This window comes from Rhodopseudomonas parapalustris, from assembly GCF_053772255.1.
On the sequence record NZ_JAMKBZ010000033.1, the window covers coordinates 25,649 to 47,499 of the forward strand.

Annotated in this window: 18 protein-coding genes; 8 read left to right on the plus strand and 10 right to left on the minus strand. The window is 66.0% G+C overall.

Annotated features, from left to right (window positions below; all coding sequences use genetic code 11):
- Window positions 1–243: 243 nt before the first annotated feature.
- Window positions 244–588 carry a DUF952 domain-containing protein gene (locus tag M9H71_RS21640; RefSeq protein WP_455406963.1) on the plus strand — a complete coding sequence of 115 codons (345 nt, stop codon included), beginning with the start codon at window positions 244–246 and terminating at the stop codon, window positions 586–588.
- Window positions 585–1,679 carry a quinone-dependent dihydroorotate dehydrogenase gene (locus tag M9H71_RS21645; RefSeq protein ID WP_455406964.1) on the plus strand — a complete coding sequence of 365 codons (1,095 nt, stop codon included), beginning with the start codon at window positions 585–587 and terminating at the stop codon, window positions 1,677–1,679. The genes M9H71_RS21640 and M9H71_RS21645 overlap by 4 nt, the downstream gene beginning before the upstream one ends.
- A 264-nt stretch (window positions 1,680–1,943) precedes the next feature.
- On the opposite strand, the gene M9H71_RS21650 is transcribed toward M9H71_RS21645, so the two are convergent.
- The 7 genes from M9H71_RS21650 to M9H71_RS21680 form a co-directional block, all read right to left on the minus strand.
- Window positions 1,944–2,678 carry an MBL fold metallo-hydrolase gene (locus M9H71_RS21650; protein ID WP_455406965.1) on the minus strand — a complete coding sequence of 245 codons (735 nt, stop codon included), beginning with the start codon at window positions 2,676–2,678 and terminating at the stop codon, window positions 1,944–1,946.
- Window positions 2,679–2,824: 146 nt separating this feature from the next.
- Window positions 2,825–3,523 (minus strand): carbonic anhydrase, encoded by a 699-nt coding sequence (locus tag M9H71_RS21655; RefSeq protein ID WP_455406966.1) that lies wholly within the window; start codon window positions 3,521–3,523, stop codon window positions 2,825–2,827.
- A gap of 135 nt (window positions 3,524–3,658) precedes the next feature.
- On the minus strand, window positions 3,659–4,924 hold the full coding sequence (locus M9H71_RS21660; protein WP_455406984.1) for an MATE family efflux transporter: 1,266 nt from the start codon (window positions 4,922–4,924) through the stop codon (window positions 3,659–3,661).
- A gap of 81 nt (window positions 4,925–5,005) precedes the next feature.
- Window positions 5,006–5,308: a DUF6460 domain-containing protein gene (locus M9H71_RS21665; protein WP_455406967.1), complete on the minus strand. Its 303-nt coding sequence runs from the start codon at window positions 5,306–5,308 to the stop codon at window positions 5,006–5,008.
- 73 nt (window positions 5,309–5,381) lie between these two features.
- The gene (locus M9H71_RS21670; protein ID WP_455406968.1) at window positions 5,382–7,226 is read right to left on the minus strand and encodes an ATP-dependent DNA ligase; all 1,845 of its coding nucleotides are present in this window, start codon (window positions 7,224–7,226) and stop codon (window positions 5,382–5,384) included.
- Window positions 7,223–8,269: a ligase-associated DNA damage response exonuclease gene (locus tag M9H71_RS21675; RefSeq protein WP_455406985.1), complete on the minus strand. Its 1,047-nt coding sequence runs from the start codon at window positions 8,267–8,269 to the stop codon at window positions 7,223–7,225. The genes M9H71_RS21670 and M9H71_RS21675 overlap by 4 nt, the downstream gene beginning before the upstream one ends.
- Window positions 8,270–8,384: 115 nt before the next feature.
- Complete coding sequence (locus M9H71_RS21680) at window positions 8,385–9,740, minus strand: outer membrane protein (RefSeq protein ID WP_455406969.1); 1,356 nt, start codon at window positions 9,738–9,740, stop codon at window positions 8,385–8,387.
- A 337-nt stretch (window positions 9,741–10,077) separates the two neighbouring features.
- On the opposite strand from M9H71_RS21680, the gene M9H71_RS21685 reads away from it, so the two are divergent.
- From M9H71_RS21685 to pdeM, 4 genes are all read left to right on the plus strand, one after another.
- A complete protein-coding gene (locus M9H71_RS21685) occupies window positions 10,078–11,298 on the plus strand; it encodes an ABC transporter substrate-binding protein (RefSeq protein WP_455406970.1) in 1,221 nt (406 codons plus the stop codon).
- A gap of 215 nt (window positions 11,299–11,513) precedes the next feature.
- Window positions 11,514–12,734 carry an ABC transporter substrate-binding protein gene (locus M9H71_RS21690; RefSeq protein WP_455406971.1) on the plus strand — a complete coding sequence of 407 codons (1,221 nt, stop codon included), beginning with the start codon at window positions 11,514–11,516 and terminating at the stop codon, window positions 12,732–12,734.
- Between the two features lie 108 nt (window positions 12,735–12,842).
- Window positions 12,843–15,569, plus strand: coding sequence for a ligase-associated DNA damage response DEXH box helicase (locus tag M9H71_RS21695; RefSeq protein ID WP_455406986.1), 2,727 nt, complete (start codon window positions 12,843–12,845; stop codon window positions 15,567–15,569).
- Between the two features lie 46 nt (window positions 15,570–15,615).
- Window positions 15,616–16,359, plus strand: coding sequence for a ligase-associated DNA damage response endonuclease PdeM (gene pdeM / locus M9H71_RS21700; RefSeq protein ID WP_455406972.1), 744 nt, complete (start codon window positions 15,616–15,618; stop codon window positions 16,357–16,359).
- A 164-nt stretch (window positions 16,360–16,523) separates the two neighbouring features.
- On the opposite strand, the gene M9H71_RS21705 is transcribed toward pdeM, so the two are convergent.
- Window positions 16,524–17,387, minus strand: coding sequence for a LysR family transcriptional regulator (locus M9H71_RS21705; protein ID WP_455406973.1), 864 nt, complete (start codon window positions 17,385–17,387; stop codon window positions 16,524–16,526).
- Between the two features lie 102 nt (window positions 17,388–17,489).
- Here M9H71_RS21705 and M9H71_RS21710 point away from each other — a divergent pair, with 102 nt between their 5' ends.
- Both M9H71_RS21710 and M9H71_RS21715 read left to right on the plus strand, forming a co-directional pair.
- Window positions 17,490–18,410: a DMT family transporter gene (locus M9H71_RS21710; RefSeq protein WP_455406974.1), complete on the plus strand. Its 921-nt coding sequence runs from the start codon at window positions 17,490–17,492 to the stop codon at window positions 18,408–18,410.
- A 120-nt stretch (window positions 18,411–18,530) separates the two neighbouring features.
- Window positions 18,531–19,835: an Nramp family divalent metal transporter gene (locus tag M9H71_RS21715; protein WP_455406987.1), complete on the plus strand. Its 1,305-nt coding sequence runs from the start codon at window positions 18,531–18,533 to the stop codon at window positions 19,833–19,835.
- Between the two features lie 66 nt (window positions 19,836–19,901).
- Here M9H71_RS21715 and M9H71_RS21720 read toward each other — a convergent pair whose 3' ends face one another.
- Both M9H71_RS21720 and M9H71_RS21725 read right to left on the minus strand, forming a co-directional pair.
- Window positions 19,902–20,699, minus strand: a complete 798-nt coding sequence (locus tag M9H71_RS21720) for a TIGR02186 family protein (RefSeq protein WP_455406975.1) — start codon at window positions 20,697–20,699, stop codon at window positions 19,902–19,904.
- Entirely contained in the window at window positions 20,699–21,622 is a 924-nt protein-coding gene (locus M9H71_RS21725) for a sulfite exporter TauE/SafE family protein (RefSeq protein ID WP_455406976.1), read from the minus strand. Before M9H71_RS21725 ends, M9H71_RS21720 begins: the two co-directional genes overlap by 1 nt.
- Between the last annotated feature and the right edge of the window lie 229 nt (window positions 21,623–21,851).

Sequence of the window (21,851 nt, forward strand, 5' to 3'; positions counted from 1 at the left end):
CAATCCCGTCCGGTGACAAAAGCGCGGCCTCTTGCAGAGCTCCGGAGCGGCCGATACGGTCGTGCCCAAGTTCGGCCGATGGCCGGGCGACCGAACGCGCGCGGATCGGCCATGCCGGATTCGACTTTGCGCTTCCGACGTGCGCAACTTATTGTTTCAGCGGATGTTTCGGTTGCCCGGAGATTGGCGGGACCGATCCTCGCCCGACCCTGAAACCAGCCGCAACGACGGGAAGCCGCGCCCTTGCGCACGATTTACAAGATCTGTGACGCCGCGGCCTGGCGAGATGCCGAGCGGGCCGGTCTGTACCGCGGCAGTGCCGACGATGCCCGCGACGGCTTCATCCATTTCTCGACGGCACCGCAACTCGCCGGCACCCTTGCCAAGCATTACGCCGGCAAGACCGGCTTGAAGCTGATTGCGGTCGATGCGGCGTCGCTCGGCGACGGGCTGCGGTGGGAGCCATCGCGCGGCGACGAGCTGTTTCCGCATCTCTATGGCGACCTGGTATTGTCGGCGGTGACCGGCGTGCAGGATCTCGTCACGCGCCCCGATGGCAGCCACGTCGTGCCGGAGCTCGCGTCGTGATCCGCGCGTTCGATGCCGTCTCGCTGCCGCTGCTGCGCTGGCTCGATCCGGAGGATGCGCACCGGCTGGCCATCCAGGGCCTGAAGCTGTGGCCGCCGGTCAAGCCGCGGCCCGACAATCCCAGGCTCGCGGTGCGCGCGTTCGGGCTGAATTTTCCCAATCCGGTCGGCATCGCCGCCGGCTTCGACAAGAACGCCGAAGCGCCGGATGCGCTGCTGCGGCTCGGCTTCGGCTTCGTCGAGGTCGGCACGGTGACGCCGAGGCCGCAGGCCGGCAATCCGCGGCCGCGCCTGTTCCGGCTGGAGCGCGACGAAGCGGTGATCAACCGCATGGGCTTCAACAACGACGGCGCCGAGGCGGTGCTGCGCCGGCTGGCGGCGCGCGCGCAATATGGCGGCATCGTCGGGGTCAATGTCGGCGCCAACAAGGACAGCGACGATCGCGTGGCGGACTACGTCAAGCTGATCGAGACCTTCGCGCCGCTGGCGAGTTACTTCACCGTCAACGTCTCGTCACCGAACACACCGGGCCTGCGCAATCTGCAGCAGGCCGCCGCGCTCGACGATCTTCTGGCGCGGGTGATCGACGCCCGCGAACGGGTTCGGGCGGCGGCGGGCGATACTCCGGTGCTCTTGAAGATCGCGCCCGATCTGTCGCTCAGTGAGCTCGACGACGTGGTCCACATCGCGCGGTCACGGCGCGTCGACGGCATGATCGTCGCCAACACCACGCTGTCCCGCTCGCCGACGCTGCGCGAGCGCAACCGCATCAACGAGCAGGGCGGGTTGTCGGGCCGGCCGCTGTTCCGGCTGTCGACCCGGATGGTGGCGGAGACTTACGTGCGCGCCGAGGGTGCATTCCCGCTGATCGGCGTCGGCGGCATCGATTCCGGAGGGGCGGCGCTGACCAAGATCCGCGCTGGCGCGACGCTGGTGCAGTTGTATTCGGCGCTGGTCTACAAGGGCCTCCGTCTGGTCGAGAACATCAAGGCCGATCTCGCCTCGACGCTGCTCCGCACCGGCCGCGAGTCGCTGGCCGAAATCGTCGGCGCCGACGCGCCGATGATCACTGCGGAAGAATGGCCGATCTGAACGGTCGACGTTCTGCTACTCACACCCCCCGTCATTCCGGGGCGCTCGCGCTAGCGAGCGAACCCGGAATCCCGCAGTTGCCTGGCCGAGAAGCTTGCCCCGCAGGCTCGCTGAAGTGCCCTGAATCTCCAGATTCCGGATCCGCTCGCTGGCGCGAGCGTCCGGGAATGACTCCCCACACAACACGACCGTTCATCCTGGGGTGCGCTTAGCGCGCGAGTCGTGGGTGTCATCCCGGCGCGCGCCACGGATCGTCGAGAGTTTCTACAGCGGCACGATCAGTCCGTCGCTCGCCGCCATGTGCGGGACGGTGTCGAGTCTGTGCAGCACCTCGTCGCCCATGTGGGTGAGGATCACGCGCTTCGGATTGATCTGCGGCAGGTGGGTTTCCAGCGCCTTCAGGCTGATGTGGTTCTTCACCGTGCGGTCGTAGGTGTAAGCCTCGCAGATGAACAGATCGGCGTCGTGCGCCGCTGCGACGAGCTGATCGGTCCATTGCGTGTCGCCGCTGTAGGCGAGGATGCGTCCTTCCGCTTCGATCCGGTAGGCGAAGAACGGCCCGCCGGAGTCGCCGTGGATCACTGGGAACGGCGTCACGGTCACGGCACCGAACTGCCGCTCCACTGCCGGTTCGAGTGTCAGCACCTGGAGGTCGAAGCTCGGCTTGGTCGCCGACGAGTGCTCGAACATCGCTTCCATCAGGCGTGTGAGACGGATGTCGATGCCTTGCGGGCCGGCGATCACCAGCGGTCGCTTGCGCTTCATGAACTTCGCGTCGAGCATCAGGAACGGCAGTCCGCCGAAATGATCGCCGTGGAAATGCGTGATCAGGATCAGATCGAGTTCTTCGCGCAAAATTCCGTAGCGCTTCAACGCCGGCAAAGAGGTGGCGCCGCAGTCGATCAGGAAGTTCACGGTCTGCCCGGAGACGTGAAAACAGGTATTGAGCCGGCCACCGGAGCCCAGCGCGTCGCCACAGCCGACAAATCGTACCTGCATTTCGCGTTCCGTCGATCTGGCTCAGATGCCGTTCCCTCAGCTCTAGGCCGTCTGTGCTCGGAACGTAACCCGTACCATCGCCGGATGCCGCGACCGTTGCGCGCAGGGACGCATCCCGGCCCCCGCGCGCAACGTTGCCGGCGTCGTTAAACCAGGGTGACCTTGCCGCTGGCGAGATCGTACACGCCGCCGACCACCCGCAGCTTCTTGCTGTTCACCATGTCGGCGAGAATCGGCTTCGACTCCTGCAACTGCCGGACATTGTAACGGACATTGGCGATCACGGCCTGATTGCGCAGATCGTCTTCCTTGGCCTTCAACACCGGCTCGATGCCGGGCTTCATGGCTCGCACGAGAGCGGCGATGTGGCCGGGCAGATCGTTGCCCTTCTGGAGTGCAGCGACCGTGGCGTTGACGGCGCCGCAATTGCTGTGGCCGAGCACCATGATCACCTTGGTGCCGAGCACGGCTGCGCCGTATTCGAGGCTGGCGAGGCCGTCCGGCGTGACGAAATTGCCGGCGACGCGGACTACGAACAGGTTGCCGGGGCCCTGGTCGAACGCCAACTCCGGTGCGATGCGGGAGTCGGCGCAGCCGAGAATAGCGGCGAACGGCGCCTGGCTCTGCGCCCGCGCGGCGCGGCCCGCGGAGAAATCACGCTCCCGCATCTGGCCGGCGATGTAGCGCTCATTGCCCTGCATCAGCTTGTCGAGTGCGGCGTCGGGCGTATCGCTCGCCTGGGTTTGCGCGCTCGCGGCGAAGGGCAGCGTTGAGGCCGCGAGCAGTCCCAGTCCGCCCGCCATCAGATGGCGCCGCGACACACCGCTCAAACACGTCTGGCACATTCCGTCTCTCCCTGATTCGATTCTATTCTATGGAGAATGGTATTTGTGGAGCGGCGAGATGCGAAGTGTAAATCTTCTGCGCGTGATGCGGGTATCAACGGAGCGATAATTCGCAGTGCGAGATTTGAAGAAAACTCAATGTGTCGCCGGAAACGAGCCGCGCACCATCGCCGGATAACGCAGCGCCTGCAGACCGCCGCGCCAGACGTAATGCAGCAGCAGTGCGATCCACAGTCCGGTGTTGCCGAGCGGGCGAAGCGCGAACCACGACGCCAGGAACAGCAGCAGCGACAGCAGCATCAGATTGCGCATCTCGCGCGCCCAGGTGGCGCCGATGAATACGCCGTCATAGGCGAATGCGAATACGCCGAGTATCGGCGCCAGCGTCACCAGCCACAGATAGTTCCGGGCGGAACGGCGCAGCTCGTCGTTCGAAGTGATGAAATCGATCAGCGCCGGGCCGGCCAATGCGTAGATCGCACTCACCGCCAGTGCGAAGCCGAAGCCGCACAGGATCACCAGCCGCGTCGCCTTGACGAATCCGGAACGGTCGCGCGCGCCGAGGGTGCGGCCGCAGAGCTGTTCGGCGGCATTGGCCAGCCCGTCGAGAAAGAACGCGCTGATCATCAGGAAGTTGTTGAGCACCGCATTGGTGGCGAGCACGATGTCGCCGCCGCGCGCGCCCTGTGCGGTGAAGAACAGGAACACCGCGATCAGCGCGGCGGTGCGGATCATGATGTCGCGATTGACGTCGAACATCCGCCGCAGACGGTGCGGATCGAACAGCATCGCCCGGGACACGTTGAACAGGCCACGGCCGCGCGAGGCCGCGATCGCGAGCCCGATCAATAGGCCCGAACCTTCCGCGATCACAGCGGCGATCGCGGCGCCGGCAATGCCGAAGTCGAACCACAGCACCAGCGTCATTGTGGCGGCGATGTTGATCAGGTTGATGGCGATCTGCACCGCGAGCGCCAGCATGGCGCGCGCCTGGCCTACCAGCCAGCCGAGCACCGCGAAATTCGCCAGCACCAGCGGCGCCGACCAGATCCGGATCGAGAAGTAGGTCTTGGCGGCGGCGCTGACCGCATCGCTGCCGCCCATCGCGCCGATCAGGACCGCGGCGAGCGGCGCCTGCAGGGCGATCAGCGCTACGCCGATTCCGGCGGCGACCAGCAGGCCGCGCAGCAGATGCGCCGGCACTTCGCGCGCCTCGCCGGCGCCGAGCGCCTGCGCCGTGAAGGCCAGCGTACTCATCCGCAGAAAGCCGAACAGCCAGAACAGGCAGTCGAACAGCACCGAGGCCATCGACACGCCGCCGAGCAGCGTCGCCTCGCCGAGCCGGCCGATCGCAGTGGTGGCGACGACGCCGAGCAGCGGCGTGGTCAGGTTGGCGACCATCGCCGGGCCGGCGATGGCGAACACCTGCCGGATGGTTACGGGCGAATTCGCGGATTCCACGGTAGGGCGTGTCGCGGCGGTTCAGCGTCCGCGCGGGGTGCTGAACAGTCGGCTGAGCAGCCAGATCGGGATCACGATCACCGCACCGAGCAGGAAGTAACGCCACAGCCCGCTGATCGCGTCGAAGCCGAGGTCCCAGATCCGTTCGAACATCAGACGAATGCTGACGAGGATGTTCCATGGATCGAGTCCGATCGCCGCCAGCACCACGCCGACGAGGACCGACATCAGGATCAGGCGAAATGCCACGGCCATCGGCGAGCCGCCGAGAAAGCGGGTCATTCTGTCGTCATTGGCCGGCAGATCCCGGATGTCGTCTCGCATCGTCATGGTCCTCGCGCGCGTGGCTTGCGCATCATATTCGGTGCAGGGCAGATGGGAAACCGGTGCCGTGCCGTCAATGCTTGCGCCCGGCGACCGTCGGCGGATTCACGGTTTCCGCCTTCAGCATCCGCTCCAGCGTCTCCAGTCGGTCGGCATCCTTCGGCGGTTTGTCCCAGCGCAGCCGGCTGATCCGCGGAAACCGCATCGCCACGCCGGATTTGTGGCGCGGCGACCGCTGCAGCCCTTCGAACGCGACTTCCAGCACCAGGCCTTTGTCGGGCTCGTGCACGACGTGGCGGACCGGGCCGAATTTCTCGGTTGTGTTGCGACGGACGAAGCGGTCGATCTGCAGCAGCTCTTCGTCGGTGAAGCCGAAATACGCCTTGCCGACCGGGACGAGCTGATCGCCGCCGTCGCCGTCGGTCCAGACCCCGAACGTGTAGTCGGAATAATACGACGAGCGCTTGCCATGGCCGCGCTGTGCATACATCAGCACCGCGTCGATGATGTGCGGGTCGTGCTTCCACTTCCACCACTGGCCCTTGGGTCGGCCGGGCAGATACAGCGCGTCGCGCCGCTTCAGCATTACGCCTTCGACCGCGTCGGCATCCGGCCCGGCGCCGGCGGCCCCCGGATCGCGCCGCGCGGCGCGGAGGCCCTCCCAATCGTCGAAGGCGACGACCGGCGACAGATCGACCTTGGCATCGTCGAGCCGGGTGATGAAGGCCTCCAGCCGACTTCGGCGCTCGGCGAACGGCAGAGTCCGCAAATCCTCGTCGCCGTCGCCGAGCAGGTCGTAGGCGCGCAGATGGATCGGATAGTCCTTGGTCAGCTTCGGAGTCACCGATTTGCGGTTCAGCCGCTGCTGCAGCACGTTGAACGACTGCACGCGATGATCGCGCAGCACCAGGAGCTCGCCGTCGATCGCGCCGGGAAGGCGCAGCGACGGCAACAGATCGGGGAAGCTCATGGTGATGTCTTCGCCGCTGCGCGAATAGAGTCGCGCAACGCCGTCGCCCTGCTCATTGAGGCCGCTGACTGCCTGGACACGGATGCCGTCCCATTTCCATTCGGCGATGTAGTCGGCCGGATTCATGGCTGCAAAGTCGGTGTCTTCGATCGCGTGCGCCAGCATCACCGGGCGGAACGGCGCCGGATCGCGATTGACCGGTTGCGGGCCGCGGCCTTCGAGCCAGGCGAACAGGTCGCCATACGGTGGCTCGAGGCCTGGCCACACCAACTCGACTTCGTGCGGATCCTGATCGCCGAGCGCCGCTGCGGCAGTCTTGGCGAGCCGCGCCGACACGCCGATCCGCAAGGCGCCGGTTACCAGCTTGAGCAGCGCCCAGCGCCCGGTCTCGTCGAGCTCATCGAGCCAGCGCGCCAACTGCGCCGGCAGCTCCGCCTTGCCGAGACTGTGCAGCGTGGTGACGATCTCGGTGAGCGTGGGAGGAGGAGGGTTGTTGTGGCCTGGGGTCGTTGCCGCGCTGAGTTCAGAATCACTGCCCTCTCCCGCTGCAGGGCGAGCCCCCTCTCCCGCTTGCGGGAGAGGGTTGGGGTGAGGGCGCCCCGAGGCGAGGCTCCCGTTGTGGACCCCCACCCCCGACCCCTCCCCGCAAGGGGGAGGGGAGTTGCGCTGTGCATGGGGCGAGGGCCACATCAGCGCCACCGTCTCGGACAGGTCGCCGACGTAGTCGTAGGACAGGCCGAACAGCACCGGGTCGGTGCGTTCGGCGATCAGGGCGCGGATCAGGCCGGGCTTGGCGTGGCGGAACGACAGCGCGCCGGTCAGCGCCGCCAGCGCCCAGCCGCGATCCGGATCCTGGACCTCGCGGAAGTAATGGTTGATCAGCCGCAGCTTGTTGGTGCGGCCCGGTTCGTAGCCGAGGCGGTCGAGTAGTTCGGCGAAGCGATTCATGCCTCTGCGGCCTCGCTGTCGCTTGCCGGCATGCCGACGTCTTCATCTTCGTCGCCATAGCCGACCAGATCGAGCGGCCGTGCGGCGAGGCCCTTGGTCTGGCACCAATGCACCAGCGCGTCTTCCTGGCCGTGAGTGACCCAGACTTCGCCGGCGCCGGTGGCGGCGATGGTCGCGGTGAGACCGTCCCAATCGGCGTGGTCGGAAATCACCAGCGGCAGTTCGACGCCGCGCTGGCGGGCGCGGGCGCGGACCCGCATCCACCCCGAGGCAAATGCGGTGAGCGGATCGGGGAAGCGGCGGGTCCACAGATCCGAGGTCGCCGACGGCGGCGCCAGCGTGATTGTGCCGGCGAGCGTGGCTTTCTTGACGTCCTTCACGGCACGCAGTTCGCCGAGCGGCACGCCCTGCTCCGCATAGTAGTGCGTGATCTTCTCCATCGCGCCGTGCAGATAGATCGGTGCGTCGTAGCCGGCCTGCCGGATCAGCGCGATCACCCGCTGGGCCTTGCCGAGCGAATAGGCGCCGACCAGATGCGCCCGCTCCGGAAACAGTCTGACCGAGTCGAGCAGCTTTCCAACTTCACCCGCCGCGTCCGGATGGCGGAACACCGGCAGGCCGAACGTCGCCTCGGTGATGAAGACGTCGCACGATACGATCTCGAACGGCGTGCAGGTCGGGTCGGGCGCGTCCTTGTAGTCGCCGGAGGCGACGATGCGGATGTCGCCGGCTTCGACCGAGACCTGGGCGGAGCCGAGCACATGGCCGGCCGGATGGAACGAGACCGTGGTGTCACCGAGCCGGATGGTCTCGCCATACGACACCGCTTGGGTCGAGCCGGCGAAGTTGTCGCCGTAACGCAGCCGCATCAGGTCGAGCGTGGGTTGGGTCGCCAGCACGGCGCCGTGGCCGGCGCGGGCATGGTCGGAATGGCCATGAGTGATGACAGCGCGTTCGACCGGCCGCACCGGATCGATGTGGAAGCCGCCCGGCTTGCAGCACAAGCCGGCTGCGGTCGGCATCAGGATGTCGTGCGGACGCATCCGTTCAATATAGGGCAGGCTGGATCGCAATCGAGTCCCGGTCGCCCTGGTTCCGCGCAAACAAAAACCCCGGCCGAAAGGCCGGGGTTTGGTGTCCGTCGCTGCGATGCGAAGATCAGTACTTCGCGACCACCGGCTGATTGAAGTGATAGTTGATGCCGGTGCGCAGCATATGCTCGGTGACCTTGGATGTGCTGCGCAGGGTGCCACCGAAGAACGAATCGTCGCTCTTGCCGAGGTCGACATAGAGATATTCGGTCTTCGAGGTCCAGTTCGGGCCGAGCAGGCCAAACAGGCTGAACGGGGTCTCGATGCCGCCGCCAACCGCGTAGCCGCTGCGGGTGCGGCTCACAGTGTCGCTGACGGTCGGCGTCGTGATGTTGGTCTTGACGTTGCCGTAAGCGTAACCGCCGGTGACATAGAACAACGTCGAGCCGAGCGAGTAGCCGACGCGAGCGCGGGCGGTGCCGAACCACGGAAGCTTCTGGTTGTACATCAGGTTCGAACCGAGCACCGCGGAGCGGTCGTCCTTCTGGGTCGAGCCCTGGAAGTCGGCTTCGGCGCCGAACACCCAGTTTGCGGCCTGCCAATTGTAGCCGATCTGGCCGCCGCCGACGTAGCCGTCGGGCGACAGGCTGAACTGCTCGGTGAGGCCGAAGATTGACGCGGTCGAATTGTTGCGGCCAAGCGCGCCGCCAAAGTTACCGCCGATGTACAGGCCGGCCCAGTTCGCGGGCGGCGGCGTGACGTACATGCCGTTGCCGCCAATGCGGTAGTTCAGACCGACGCGGAAAATGCTCTCACGAACTTCGGTTCGCAGGCTCTGATTGCCGAAGAAGTCGGTCTGGTTGCCGAGGTCGAGATACAGATACTCGATCTTGCCGGTCCAGTTGCCGCCCAGCGCCGCTTCAACACCCGAGCCGATCACCCAGCCGGAGCGAGTCTTGCTGCTGTCGAACGCCACCAAGCCACCCTCGGTGACAGTGGTTTTGACGTTCCCGACCGCGTAACCGCCGGTGAAGTAGGCGACCGCCGGGCCGCGCACGAGGCCGACGCGGCCACGCACGGTGCTGAACCAATCGAGCTTCTGATTGTAGTTCACCAAGCCGGCCAAGCTGTTCAGCGTGGTTCCGCCATCACTCACGCCGCTGCCTTGGATGTCGGCTTCGACGCCGATCAGCATTGGGCCGAACATCGACCCGAACTGCCAGTTGTAACCGATCTGACCACCGCCGATCGCGCCCTGCGGCTGCAGATAGGTGGTGTTGAATGTGCCGCCGCCCGGGAAAGCATGCGCCGTGAGATTGCGGCCGACGCCGACGCCGACGTTGGCGCCGATGTAGAAGCCCGTCCAGTCGTAGACGGCGGCAACCGGGGCCTTCAGGTACGGAGCCTTGACGGCGAGATCGGCCGCTTGGGCGCTGACGGCGGCGGTGCTGGCCAGTACGACACCGGCAAAAATTCGCTTCATGGACGGAAATCCCCTCTTCGACTTGCCCGGAGATTAAAGTCGCGGTGCCGAGTCGTCTGTACCCGCGCGGCCACACCCTCCGAAAATCGCAGGTAAACAATTGATTGACGCAGGGAATTCCCGGTCCCCTGGGTTCCAGGTGCGGCGTCTCGTCGCGAGCCGATAACCCACGTCGCGGCAAGATCTGCACGCTTTGCGTGTTTGTCTAGATCTTTCAATCTTTTGGATGGTTGCGGTCCCCGGCCCTTGCACCGAGGATGCCCCGCCGCAGAAGCGAACCACGCCGCGGCCGAACGAGAACCGGACCTTCGATCCGGCACCAGGGGAGAGAGACTCGATGAAATCAAACTACAATTCCGTCCTTGCGTCCGCGGCCGCAATTGTGGCGGCGACGCTGGCCATCGGCACCGCGACGGCGGCCGACAAAAAATACGACCCCGGCGCCAGCGACACGGAGATCAGGATCGGCCAGACGGTTCCGCATTCCGGTCCCGGTTCGCTCTATGGCGTGCTGGGACGCGTCGGCGAGGCCTACTTCCAGATGCTGAACGAGAAGGGCGGCATCAACGGCCGCAAGGTCAAGTTCATCACCCTGGACGACTCCTACAGCGCGCCGAAGGCGGTCGAGGCGACCCGCCGGCTGGTCGAGCAGGAAGAGGTGCTGGCGCTGTATGGCTCGCTCGGCACCGCGCCCCAGACCGCGGTCCACAAGTATCTGAATTCCAAGAAGGTTCCGCAGCTTCTGCTGAATACCGGGGCGTCCAAATGGAACGACCCGAAGCACTTCAAATGGACCATGGCGGGCCTGCCGCTGTATCCGACCGAGGCGCGCATCCTGGCCAAGCACGTCATTGCGGTGAAGCCGGATGCCAAGGTGGCAATCCTGTACCAGAACGACGATTTCGGCCGCGACTTCCTGGGGCCGTTCAAGAAGGTGCTGGAGGAAGCCGGCGGCAAGGCCAAGGTGGTGGCCGAGGCGAGCTACGATCTGACCGAGCCGACGATCGATTCGCAGATCATCAATCTGTCGAAGTCCGGCGCCGACGTGTTCTTCAACATCACCACCGGCAAGGCGACGTCTCAGTCGATCCGCAAGATCTCCGAAATCGGCTGGAAGCCGCTGCACCTGCTGTCGGCGGGCTCGACCGGCCGCTCCATCCTCAATGCGGCCGGGCTCGACAACGCCAAGGGCATCGTGGCGGTCCGCTATTCGAAGGAAGTCGGTGTGCCGCGGTTCGAGAACGATCCGGACGTCAAGGCGTTCGAGGAATTGCGTGCCAAGTACCTGCCCAACGTCGACAAGGACAACACCATTGCTTACGCCGGCTACGGTCAGGCCGTGACGATGGCCGAGATCCTGCGCCGCTGCGGCGACAACCTGACCCGCGAGAACGTGCTGAAGCAGGCCGCCTCGCTGAAGGGCTTCCACTCTCCCTATTTCCTCGACGGCATCGATTACAGCTACACGCCGGACGACTACACCCCGATGAAGACGCTCTACATCGCGACCTTCAACGGCACCGACTGGGACATCTCGGACAAGCCGTTCACGGAGTAATCCCGCGCGATCGAGCGAAGTTCTTCTCCCGGGCGGCGTTGTGAGCGGCCTCGAGACGTGATGTGTTAGGCTCGGACTCGTCGCGCCGGTGGGACCAACCCCGCCGGCGTGACGAAGCCGGAGCACCTGCCGAGGACATGCCGCCGTAGAAGCGAGCAGCCGCGGTCAAACGAGACCGGACGCGACAGCGAGCCGGCATATCAGGAGGAAACCGCATGAATCCACGCTCGAAATCCGTCCTTGCGTCATCAGCCGTGTTGAGCGCGCTGCTGCTCGCCGCCACCCCGTCGGTCGCGGCCGAGAAGAAATACGATCCCGACGCCAGCGACACCGAGATCAAGATCGGCCAGACGGTGCCGCATTCGGGCCCCGGTTCGCTGTACGGTGTGCTCGGCCGGGTCGGCGAAGCCTATTTCGAGATGCTGAACGAGAAGGGCGGCATCAACGGCCGCAAGGTCAGGTTCTTCACCAAGGACGACGCCTACAGCGCGCCGAAGGCGGTGGAAGCGACCCGTCAGCTCGTCGAGCAGGAGGAAGTGCTGGCGCTGTACGGCTCGCTCGGCACCGCGCCGCAGACCGCCGTGCACAAATATCTCAATTCCAAAGGCGTGCCGCAGCTATTGCTGAACACCGGCGCCTCGAAGTGGAACGATCCGAAGCACTTCAAATGGACCCTCGCGGGCCTGCCGCTGTACCCGACCGAGGCGCGGATCCTCGCCAAATACGTACTCAGCGTAAAGCCCGACGCCAAGGTCGCGATCCTGTACCAGAACGACGATTTCGGCCGCGACTTCCTCGGCCCGTTCAAGAAGGTGCTGGAAGACGCCGGCGGCAAGGCCAAGGTGGTGGCCGAGGCGAGCTACGACCTGACCGATCCGACGATCGATTCCCAGCTCATCAACCTGTCGAAGTCCGGCGCCGACGTATTCTACAACATCACCACCGGCAAGGCGACGTCGCAGTCGATCCGCAAGGTCGCCGAGCTCGGCTGGAAGCCGCTGCAACTGCTGTCTGCGGGCTCCACAGGCCGCTCGATCCTGCACGCCGCCGGCTTCGACAACGCCAAGGGCATCGTGGCGATTTCCTACGTCAAGGACATCGGATCGCCGAAATACGCCAACGATCCGGATGTGAAGGCGTTCGAAGCGCTGCGCGAGAAGTATCTGCCGAATGTCGCGGCGGACAATTCGATCGCGTTCGCCGGTTACGGCCAGGCCGCCGCGATGGCGGAAATCCTGCGCCGCTGCGGCGACAACCTCACGCGTGCGAACGTCCTCAAGCAAGCCTCGATGCTCGGCGGCTTCCGCGCGCCGCACATGTTGGACGACGTCAGCTACTCCTACACGCCGACCGACTACACCTCGATCAAGACGCTGCACACGATGGAGTTCGACGGCAAGGAATGGCAGATCTCGGAGAAGGCGGTCACCGAGTGACCTGCGACTGAGAGCCTTCCGTCCCGTAACGCCCGCCTTCTGGCGGGCGTTTTGCGTTTCCGGCGGCGCCATCTCGACCCGCGCCTCGGCAATGCCTACCTTGACGGCGTGAGTCTCGCCGAACCCGTCGCCGATTCCGGCCTGTTGCCCGAGCTGTTCCGGCGCTGGTTCGCCGCGCGCGGCTGGGCGCCGCGCGACCATCAATTGGCGCTGCTGGAAAAAGCCCACGCGCAGCGCTCGGCGCTGCTGATCGCGCCGACCGGCGCGGGCAAGACGCTGGCCGGGTTCCTGCCGTCGCTGGTGGAGCTGAGCACTGCGTCGCGGCTTAACCTCTCCCCGCTTGCGGGGAGAGGTCGACTGGCCGGCACAGCCGGTCAGTCGGGTGAGGGGGCTGATGAGCCTTCACTTGTCGACGCGGCGCGTGCTGCCGAGACGCCCCCGCATCCGGCGCGCCAAGCTGCGCTTGCCGCGCCACCTTCTCCCCGCATGCGGGGAGAAGGAACAAGAGCCCAGCGCGGTGGCCTCCACACCCTCTACATCTCGCCGCTCAAGGCGCTCGCGGTCGATATCGCCCGCAATCTCGAAACGCCGATCGCGCAGATGAAGCTGCCGATCCGGGTCGAAACCCGCACCGGCGACACCCCGGTGTCGCGGCGGACGCGGCAGCGGCGCAATCCGCCGGACATTTTGCTCACCACGCCGGAGCAGCTTGCGCTGTTGCTCGCCTCCGACGACGCGCCGTATCTGTTCGGCACCCTGCGGCGGATCGTGCTCGACGAGCTGCATGCGCTGGTGACGTCCAAGCGCGGCGATCTGCTGTCGCTCGGCCTCGCCCGGCTATGGCGGATCGCGCCGCAGCTCCGCGCCATTGGCCTGTCGGCGACGGTTGCCGATCCCGAAGAGCTGGCGCGATTTCTGGTGCCGCAGCCCTTTGTCCCCTCTCCCCTTGTGGGAGAGGGAGAACAGGCCGACATCGTGGTCGCCGGTGGTGCCGCGCCGCCGATCGTCGAGATGCTCGATACCCGCGAGCGGCTGCCCTGGGCCGGGCATTCGGCGCGTCACGCGCTGCCCGAAATCTACGATCTGATCAAAGCCAACAAAACCACGCTGGTGTTCGTCAACACCCGCAGCCAGGCCGAGATGCTGTTTCAGGAGCTGTGGCGGATCAACGACGACAACCTGGCGATCGCGCTGCATCACGGCTCGCTCGACGTCGGCCAGCGCCGCAAGGTCGAAGACGCGATGGCAGCAGGCAAGTTGCGCGGCGTCGTGTGCACCTCGTCGCTCGACCTCGGCGTGGACTGGGGCGATGTCGATTTGGTCGTGAATGTCGGCGCGCCCAAGGGCTCATCGCGGCTGATGCAGCGGATCGGCCGTGCCAACCACCGCATCGACGAAGCCTCGCGCGCGGTGCTGGTGCCGGCCAATCGCTTCGAAGTGCTGGAATGCGCAGCCGCCATCGACGCGGTTGCCGAAAACGCGCAGGACACCCCGCCGCAGCGCAAGGGCGCGCTCGACGTGTTGGCGCAGCACATTCTCGGCTGTGCCTGCGGCGAGCCCTTCTTGGCCGATGATTTATACGAGGAGATCCGCAGCGCCGCGCCCTATGCGGATCTGTCGCGCGCCGATTTCGACGACACGCTCGATTTTGTCGCCAGCGGCGGCTACGCGCTGAAGAGCTACGAACGCTTTGCGAAGATCAAGCAGGACAAGCAAGGCCGTTGGCGCGTCGCCAATCCGAAAGTGCGCCAGAGTTATCGCCTCAACGTCGGCACCATCGTCGAAGAGTCGATGCTGAAAGTGAAGCTGGTGCGCTCGTCGCGCGCCAAGGGCAGCGGTTCGACCGGCGCGATTGCGCGTGGCGGCCGGATGCTCGGACAGATCGAGGAGTACTTCATCGAGGGACTGACGCCGGGCGACACTTTCGTGTTCGGCGGCGAGGTGGTGCGCTACGAGGCGCTGATGGAGGACCAGGTCTACGTCTCGCGCGTCCACGACAAGGACGCCCGGGTGCCGTCCTATATCGGCGGCAAATTTCCGCTGTCGACGTATCTTGCCGAGCGCGTTCGCGGTCTGCTCGATAATCAGAAGGCTTGGAAGGGGCTCCCCGATCAAGTCCGCGACTGGCTGACGCTGCAGAGCAAAGCCTCGCGCGTGCCCGCGCGGCGCGAGCTGGTGATCGAGACGTTTCCACGCGCCGCCAAATACTATCTCGTGTGCTACCCGTTCGAGGGGCGGCTGGCGCATCAGACGCTCGGCATGCTGCTGACGCGCAGGCTGGAACGTGCCCGCGCCCGGCCGCTCGGTTTCGTCGCCAACGAATATGCGCTGGCAGTTTGGGGACTCGGCGACATGTCGCAGATGATCCGTCAGGGCCGGCTCGATCTCGGCGCGCTGTTCGACCCCGACATGCTCGGCGACGATCTGGAAGCCTGGCTCGCGGAGTCGGCGCTGATGAAGCGCACCTTCCGTAATTGTGCGATCATCTCCGGGCTGATCGCGCGACGGTTCGCCGGTGAAGAGAAGTCGCGGCGCCAGGTGCTGTTCTCGACTGATTTGGTCTACGATGTGCTCAATAAGCACCAGCCCGATCATGTGCTCTTGCGCGCCGCCCGCGCCGACGCCGCCACCGGCCTGCTCGATCTGCGCCGGCTCAGTGATATGCTGATGCGAATCAACGGGCGCATCGTCCACAAGGAACTCGACCGGGTGTCGCCGCTGGCGGTGCCGGTGATGCTGGAAATCGGCCGCGAAGCCGTGTACGGCGAGGCCTCCGATGCCCTGCTCGCCGAAGCCGCCGACGAACTGGTGCGCGAGGCGATGGGATCCACGTAGGATGGGTTGAGCGAAGCGAAACCCATCAGACGCGCGCATTGAATCGATGGGTTTCGCTTCGCTCAACCCATCCTACGGGTGGATTGTTTTGCTGGCCGGCCGCACTCTCTACGAACCCGATCCCGCACCGGTCGTCACCATCGCCGGCGTGACCTTGGTCGCCGATCTGGCGGGTGCGCTGTATTGGGAAGACGAGCGGCTGCTGGTCGTCTCCGACCTGCATCTGGAAAAGGGCTCCAGCTTCGCGATGCGCGGGGTACTGCTGCCGCCTTACGACACAGTGGCGACGCTCGGCCGGCTAGGGGCGGTGATCGCGCGGTTCGATCCGAAGCTGGTGATCGCGCTCGGCGACAGCTTCCATGACCGCGACGCGCATGATCGGCTGTCCGACGCCAATCGCGCGATCCTCGGCGCACTGCAGGCGCGGCGCGACTGGATCTGGATCGCCGGCAATCACGACCCGGAGCTGCCGTGCAATCTCGGCGGCAGCGTCGCCCGCGAAGTTGCGATCGGCGCGGTCGCGTTCCGTCACGAGCCGACTGGCGCCTGCGGCGAGATCGCCGGCCATCTGCATCCCAAGGCACGGGTCAGCCGCCGCGGCCGCAGCATCGAGCGGCGCTGCTTTGCAGGTGACGGCATGCGCGTGGTGATGCCGGCATTCGGCGCCTATACGGGCGGCCTCAACATTCGCGATGCCGCGTTCGCTCGGCTGTTCGGCGGCGCCGCCTTTACCGCCCATGTGCTCGGCGACAACCGCCTCCACGCCATCGCCGCTACGCGCTGCTGCTGATCCCAGAACTATCTACGAGTCATTCCGGGGCGCTCGCAAAGCGAGCGAACCCGGAATCTCGACGGCTGCGATGTTGGGCGAGATTCCGGGTTCGCGCTACGCGCGCCCCGGAATGACCCGCTGAGAGGTCGACACGATTGACGGGCCTCAAGCCGCAGAATGTCTCACGCCGCCTTGGCGTGAAGCTGGTCGCAGAATTCGGCCAGCGTTTCGGCGAGGCGCAGCGTCGCCGGGCTGGCGTGCGGGGCGGCGATCAGGGCCAGTTCGGTGCGCTCGATCGGCGGAAAGCCGTCGCGCGCGGTGAGCTTGCGGTGATCGGCTTGGATCGAGATTTCCGACAGGATCGACAGGCCGAGCCCGGCGGCGACCGCCGCCTGAATGCCGGCGAGATTCGAACTGCTGTACGCCATGTGCCAGCGCCGCCCGGTGGCTTCGATCGCATGGATCGCGCGGGTGCGATACAGGCAGCCGCCGGGGAAGAAGATCAGCGGCAGGCTGTCGGCCTTGGCGTTGCAGGGGTGGTTCTTGCTGTTCACCCAATACACCCGCTCCGGCCACACCGCGATCGCGTCGGAGCCGCCGGCTTCACGCTTGAACAGCACGAGATCGAGATCGCCGCGTGCGAGATCGCGCTTCAGATTCAGGCTCTGGTCGGCGCGGACATCGAGCCGCAGACCGGGCCGCGCGCGCGAAAAGCTGCCGAGCAGCCGCGGCAGCCGGTACAGCGCGAAGTCTTCCGGAATCCCGAGTCGTACCGCGCCCTCGGTGCTCGGCCGGCCCACCACGTCGCGTGCCTCTTCGGCGAGTGCAAGCAGGCGCCGTGCGTAGGACAGCAGCCGCTCGCCTGCCTCGGTCGGCAGCACATCCTTGCCGCTGCGGTCGAGGAGTTGCTGGCCGAGGTCGTCCTCGAGCCGCTTGATCTGCTGACTGACGGTCGACTGGGTCCGGTGCACGCGTTCGCCGGCGCGGGTGAAGCCGCCGGCCTCCACGACCGAGACGAAGCTGCGCAGCAATTCGAGGTCGAGCATTGCAGGGGTGCCATTTGAGAATCCACTGACGTTGATCTTATCATTTAATTTCCCGATGACAACGCGAGCGCCTAGACCGGAGAGGTCTTCAGGAGGCCACCGATGTCACTCGCGCCCACCACCTCGCTCGCGACCGCCGGATTCAATACCCGCCCGCTGCAGATCGCGCTGTTCTGCGCGCTGTGGAGCTTCGCCTTTGTGGCCGGCAAGGCTGGTGTCGCCGATTGTCCGCCGCTGATCCTGCTGGCAGGACGGTTCACGCTCGCCGGCGTGCTGATTCTCGGACTGTCCGTGCTGATGCGGGAGCACTGGAATTTGCGCCCGCGTGACGTCGCGCTGTGCGCGCTGCTCGGCATCATCAACAACGCGCTGTATCTCGGCCTCGGCTATGTCGGCCTGCAGACCGTCTCGGCCGGCATCGGCGGACTGATCGTCAGCGCCAATCCGGTGTTCACCGCAGTGCTGGCGGCGCTGGTGCTGCACGAGGCATTGACCTGGCGGAAGGTCGCCGGCCTGGTGCTCGGCGTCGCCGGCGTCGCGTTCATCGTCTGGCACCGCATCGCGATCGGCACCGAGGCGTGGCACGGCATTGGCTTCACGCTGGCCTCGCTGGCGTCGATTGTCGCCGGCACCATTTTGTTCAAGCGCCTGGCGCCGCACGGCAGCCTGTGGATCGGCAACGGCATTCAGAATCTCGCCGCGGGACTGGTGCTGACGCCGCTCGCGTTCTCGCTGTCGAGCGTCGGCGACATCGTGCCGAGCTGGCGGCTTGCAGGCGCCTTCGCGTTCCTGGTGCTCGGCGGTTCGATCGTCGCCTATTGGTTGTGGTTCCGACTGCTGACTCTGTACGGCGCGACCGCCGCCAGCGCCTGGCACTTCGTCATGCCGCCGCTGGCGATGCTGTTTGCCTGGCTGGTGCTCGGTGAATCGATCGACCTCCGAGATCTGTTCGGCGTGATCCCGGTCGCGATCGGCATCTATCTGGTGACACGTCCGGCCAAGAGAGTTGTGCCGGCGGCGTGATCGGGCGGCTCGTTCCGCTACCGGAACCGGCCGGCCTCGGCTACGTTGTGGTCGAGATCGGCGAGCCGGGGACCCAGTGTGAAGAACAACGCCAAAGGCGATGCCGAACATCCCGATTTCATCACGCCTGCGAGCGGCGACGTCCCCAAGGTCCAGCGGCTCGAGAGCTTCCGGCTCCGCGGCTTCTTCAAGACGCTCGGGCCCGGCCTGATCACCGGCGCCTCCGACGACGATCCTTCCGGCATCGGCACTTACAGCCAGGCGGGCGCACAGCTCGGCTACGGCATCAGTTGGACGATGCTGCTGACCTTCCCGCTGATGGTGGCGATCCAGGAAATCTCCGGCCGGGTCGGCCGCGTCACCGGCCACGGCATCGCCGGCAACGTCTGCCGGCACTATTCCGGCAAACTGCTGGCGGCGATCGTCGTGCTGCTGTTCACCGCCAACACCATCAACATCGCCGCCGACCTCGCCGCCATGGCCGACGCCACCAAGCTGCTGATCGGCGGCCACCCGCTGCTCTACGTGGTGGCGTTCGGCGCGATCTCGGTGCTGGCGCAGATCTTCTTCGACTACAAGCGCTACGTGGCTGTTCTGAAATGGCTGACGCTGTGCCTGTTCGCCTATGTCGGTGCGCTGGCCGTGGCGAAGGTGGACTGGCCGCAGGCTGCGGCCGGCGTGCTGATCCCCCAGCTCACCTGGAGCAGCGCTTATCTCACCACCATCGTGGCCATCCTCGGCACCACGATCTCGCCCTATCTGTTCTTCTGGCAGGCCTCGCAGGAGGCCGAGGACGAGCGGATCGATCCGCACAAGAAGCCGCTGACGAAATCGCCGCAGGATGCGCCGCGGGAATTCCAGCGCATCCGCGCCGATACCATCGTCGGCATGGCGTTCTCGAATTTGATCGCGCTGGCGATCATCATCACGGCGGCTGCGACCCTGCACGCCAGCGGCCGGACCGACATCGAGACCTCGGCACAGGCCGCCGAGGCGCTGAAGCCGATCGCCGGCCCGTTCGCGGAATGGATCTTCGCACTCGGCATCGTCGGCACCGGCCTTTTGGCGATTCCGGTGCTGGCGGGCTCGGCGGCCTATGCGGTCGGCGAGGGGCGGCGCTGGCCGGTCGGCTTGGCGCGCAAGCCGAAGCAGGCGGTGGCGTTCTACAGCGTGCTGGCGCTGTCGGCCGTGCTCGGCATCATCATCAATTTCGCGCCGATCAATCCGATCTCGGCGCTGTATTGGAGCGCGGTGATCAACGGCGTGCTCGCGGTGCCGGTGATGGTGCTGTTGATGCTGATCGCCCGGCGCCGCGACGTGATGCACCGCTTCACCGTGCGCGGCCCGCTGTATTGGCTCGGCTGGCTGTCGACCGCGGCGATGGGGCTCAGCGTCATCGCGATGGCGGTGGGGTATTTGCTTTAACTGGCCCCACACGCCGTCATTCCGGGTTCGCTCGCTGCGCGAGCGCCCCGGAATGACGGGGGCGCGTTAGTCCCTTCGGAACACGACCGATGCCATCCAGCCGGTCGCAAGCGCCATCAGCGCTGTGACCAGGCCGTAGATGATGCCGTGCTGGCGTGCCGCGGTGGCGACGAACTGTTCGAAGCCGATCTTGGCGATTTCGAACGAGGTGTCGGTCTCGGTCAGCAATTCGCCGGCGGCAAATAGCTTGATCGAGATGTCGTAGCTGCCGATCGGGACTTCGGCCGGCAGCGGAATTCCGGTGCGGAACAGCGTCGGGGTGAGGAATTTCACCGCCGCGGCGTCCTCGCGATACAGCTTGCGGTCTTCCAGCAGCCGGACGAAGGCTTTGCGAAATTGGTCGTCGGCGACCACGTCGGCATAGTCGGTGCCGATCCGCTGTGTCAGCAGCACATGGTTGATGCCGAGCTGCTGCCGCCGCCGCACTTCGAGCGGCGCGATCACATCGGTCGGCCGGTTGGAGAACACCGCCAGATAGCTCGGCACCATCAGGAATTCGCGCGAGTCGGTGTTGATCCAGATCCCGAATTTGCGCTCCTTGCGCCGCGTCACCATGCTGGCGCGCGGGCCGAGCACGGTGATCACCAGATCGTATTTGGCAGTCTCGGTGAACGCCGGATGGTCCTTCTCGATCGCGCCGAACAGCACCAGTTCGCCGCCCGAATAGTTCGGCGTGACAGTGACGCGGGCGTTGGACACCGACACGATCAGCCGCTCGGCACGCGCCGGCGCGGCGAACGGCACGAGCATCGCCAGCAGCGCGGCGGCGACCAGCGCGCGGAGCGAGGCGGGCCGCCGCGCCATCACGCCGGACCCAGTTCACGCAGCGTGAACAGCTCAGCGGGACGAATGCCAAGCTCGATCGCGAAACGGATGCCGACCGCCAGCACCAGCAGGCCAAGCAGCAGCCGGAGCTGTTCGCCGCGGATGCGCTGGCCGGCACGGGCGCCGAACTGTGCGCCGGCGACGCCGCCGATCATCAGAATCAGCGCCAGCACCGCATCGACCAGATGGCTGGTGGCGGCGTGCAGCACGGTGGCGATCAGCATCGTCACCAGGGTCAGCACCATCGATGTGCCGACCACGGTGCTGGTCGGCACCCGCAGCAGATAGATCAGCATCGGCACCAGGATGAAGCCGCCGCCGACGCCCATCACCGCGCCGATGAAGCCGATCAAAACCCCGATCGCGATCACCGGGAGCACCGACAGATAGATCTTGGAGCGCTTGAACCGCACCTTGAACGGCAGCGCGTACAGCCAGTTGCGGTTACCGGAGCGGCCCGCCAGCGCGACCTCGCCGCGGCTGGTGCGGCGGATGGCGCGGATGCCTTCGTACACCATCAACCCGCCGACCGCGGTCAGCAGCACCACGTAGGACACCGCGATCACCAGATCGAGCTGGCCGACCGCGCGCATCAGCACGAAGAACCAGACGCCGAGTCCGGTGCCGGCGATGCCGCCACAAAGTAAGACGAAGGCGAGCAGTGGATCGATCGCGCGGCGCCGCCAGTACGACAGCGCACCAGAAAACGACGAGGCGGCCATGTGGCTGGTCACCGAGGCCACCGCGACGGCCGGGGCGATCCCGATGAAGATCAGCAGCGGCGTCATCAGGAAGCCGCCGCCGACGCCGAACATCCCCGACACGAACCCCACCGCGGCGCCCATCGCCAGCACGAGCAGGACGTTGACGGGAATATCGGCGATCGGGAGATAAAGCTGCACGCGCGGTTCGCTTCGGAGTTCTCGCTGGCACGAGAGCACTCTCGTCGAAGCGGGCACCGGTTCGGCGTCGAGATGCTCGATGGATCGATCGGGCGCGGATCCGAGCCGCCGAGCCGAGCCCCGTGGTCGCGGGATGCGCGCCAGACGGCGGTCGATCCGAACCGCAACCCTGCATAACCGAAATTAGTTCGCGCCGGGATTCCTGAATCTGTCGCGGCCGGGATTTTTT

Coding starts and splice junctions, on each gene's coding strand:
- M9H71_RS21650 (WP_455406965.1), bottom strand. CDS start 2,678: ATGCAGGTACGATTTGTCGGCTGTGGCGACGCGCTGGGCTCCGGTGGC.
- M9H71_RS21655 (WP_455406966.1), bottom strand. CDS start 3,523: ATGTGCCAGACGTGTTTGAGCGGTGTGTCGCGGCGCCATCTGATGGCG.
- M9H71_RS21660 (WP_455406984.1), bottom strand. CDS start 4,924: ATGGTCGCCAACCTGACCACGCCGCTGCTCGGCGTCGTCGCCACCACT.
- M9H71_RS21665 (WP_455406967.1), bottom strand. CDS start 5,308: ATGCGAGACGACATCCGGGATCTGCCGGCCAATGACGACAGAATGACC.
- M9H71_RS21670 (WP_455406968.1), bottom strand. CDS start 7,226: ATGAATCGCTTCGCCGAACTACTCGACCGCCTCGGCTACGAACCGGGC.
- M9H71_RS21675 (WP_455406985.1), bottom strand. CDS start 8,269: ATGCGTCCGCACGACATCCTGATGCCGACCGCAGCCGGCTTGTGCTGC.
- M9H71_RS21680 (WP_455406969.1), bottom strand. CDS start 9,740: ATGAAGCGAATTTTTGCCGGTGTCGTACTGGCCAGCACCGCCGCCGTC.
- M9H71_RS21685 (WP_455406970.1), top strand. CDS start 10,078: ATGAAATCAAACTACAATTCCGTCCTTGCGTCCGCGGCCGCAATTGTG.
- M9H71_RS21690 (WP_455406971.1), top strand. CDS start 11,514: ATGAATCCACGCTCGAAATCCGTCCTTGCGTCATCAGCCGTGTTGAGC.
- pdeM (WP_455406972.1), top strand. CDS start 15,616: ATGGGTTTCGCTTCGCTCAACCCATCCTACGGGTGGATTGTTTTGCTG.
- M9H71_RS21705 (WP_455406973.1), bottom strand. CDS start 17,387: ATGCTCGACCTCGAATTGCTGCGCAGCTTCGTCTCGGTCGTGGAGGCC.
- M9H71_RS21710 (WP_455406974.1), top strand. CDS start 17,490: ATGTCACTCGCGCCCACCACCTCGCTCGCGACCGCCGGATTCAATACC.
- M9H71_RS21720 (WP_455406975.1), bottom strand. CDS start 20,699: ATGGCGCGGCGGCCCGCCTCGCTCCGCGCGCTGGTCGCCGCCGCGCTG.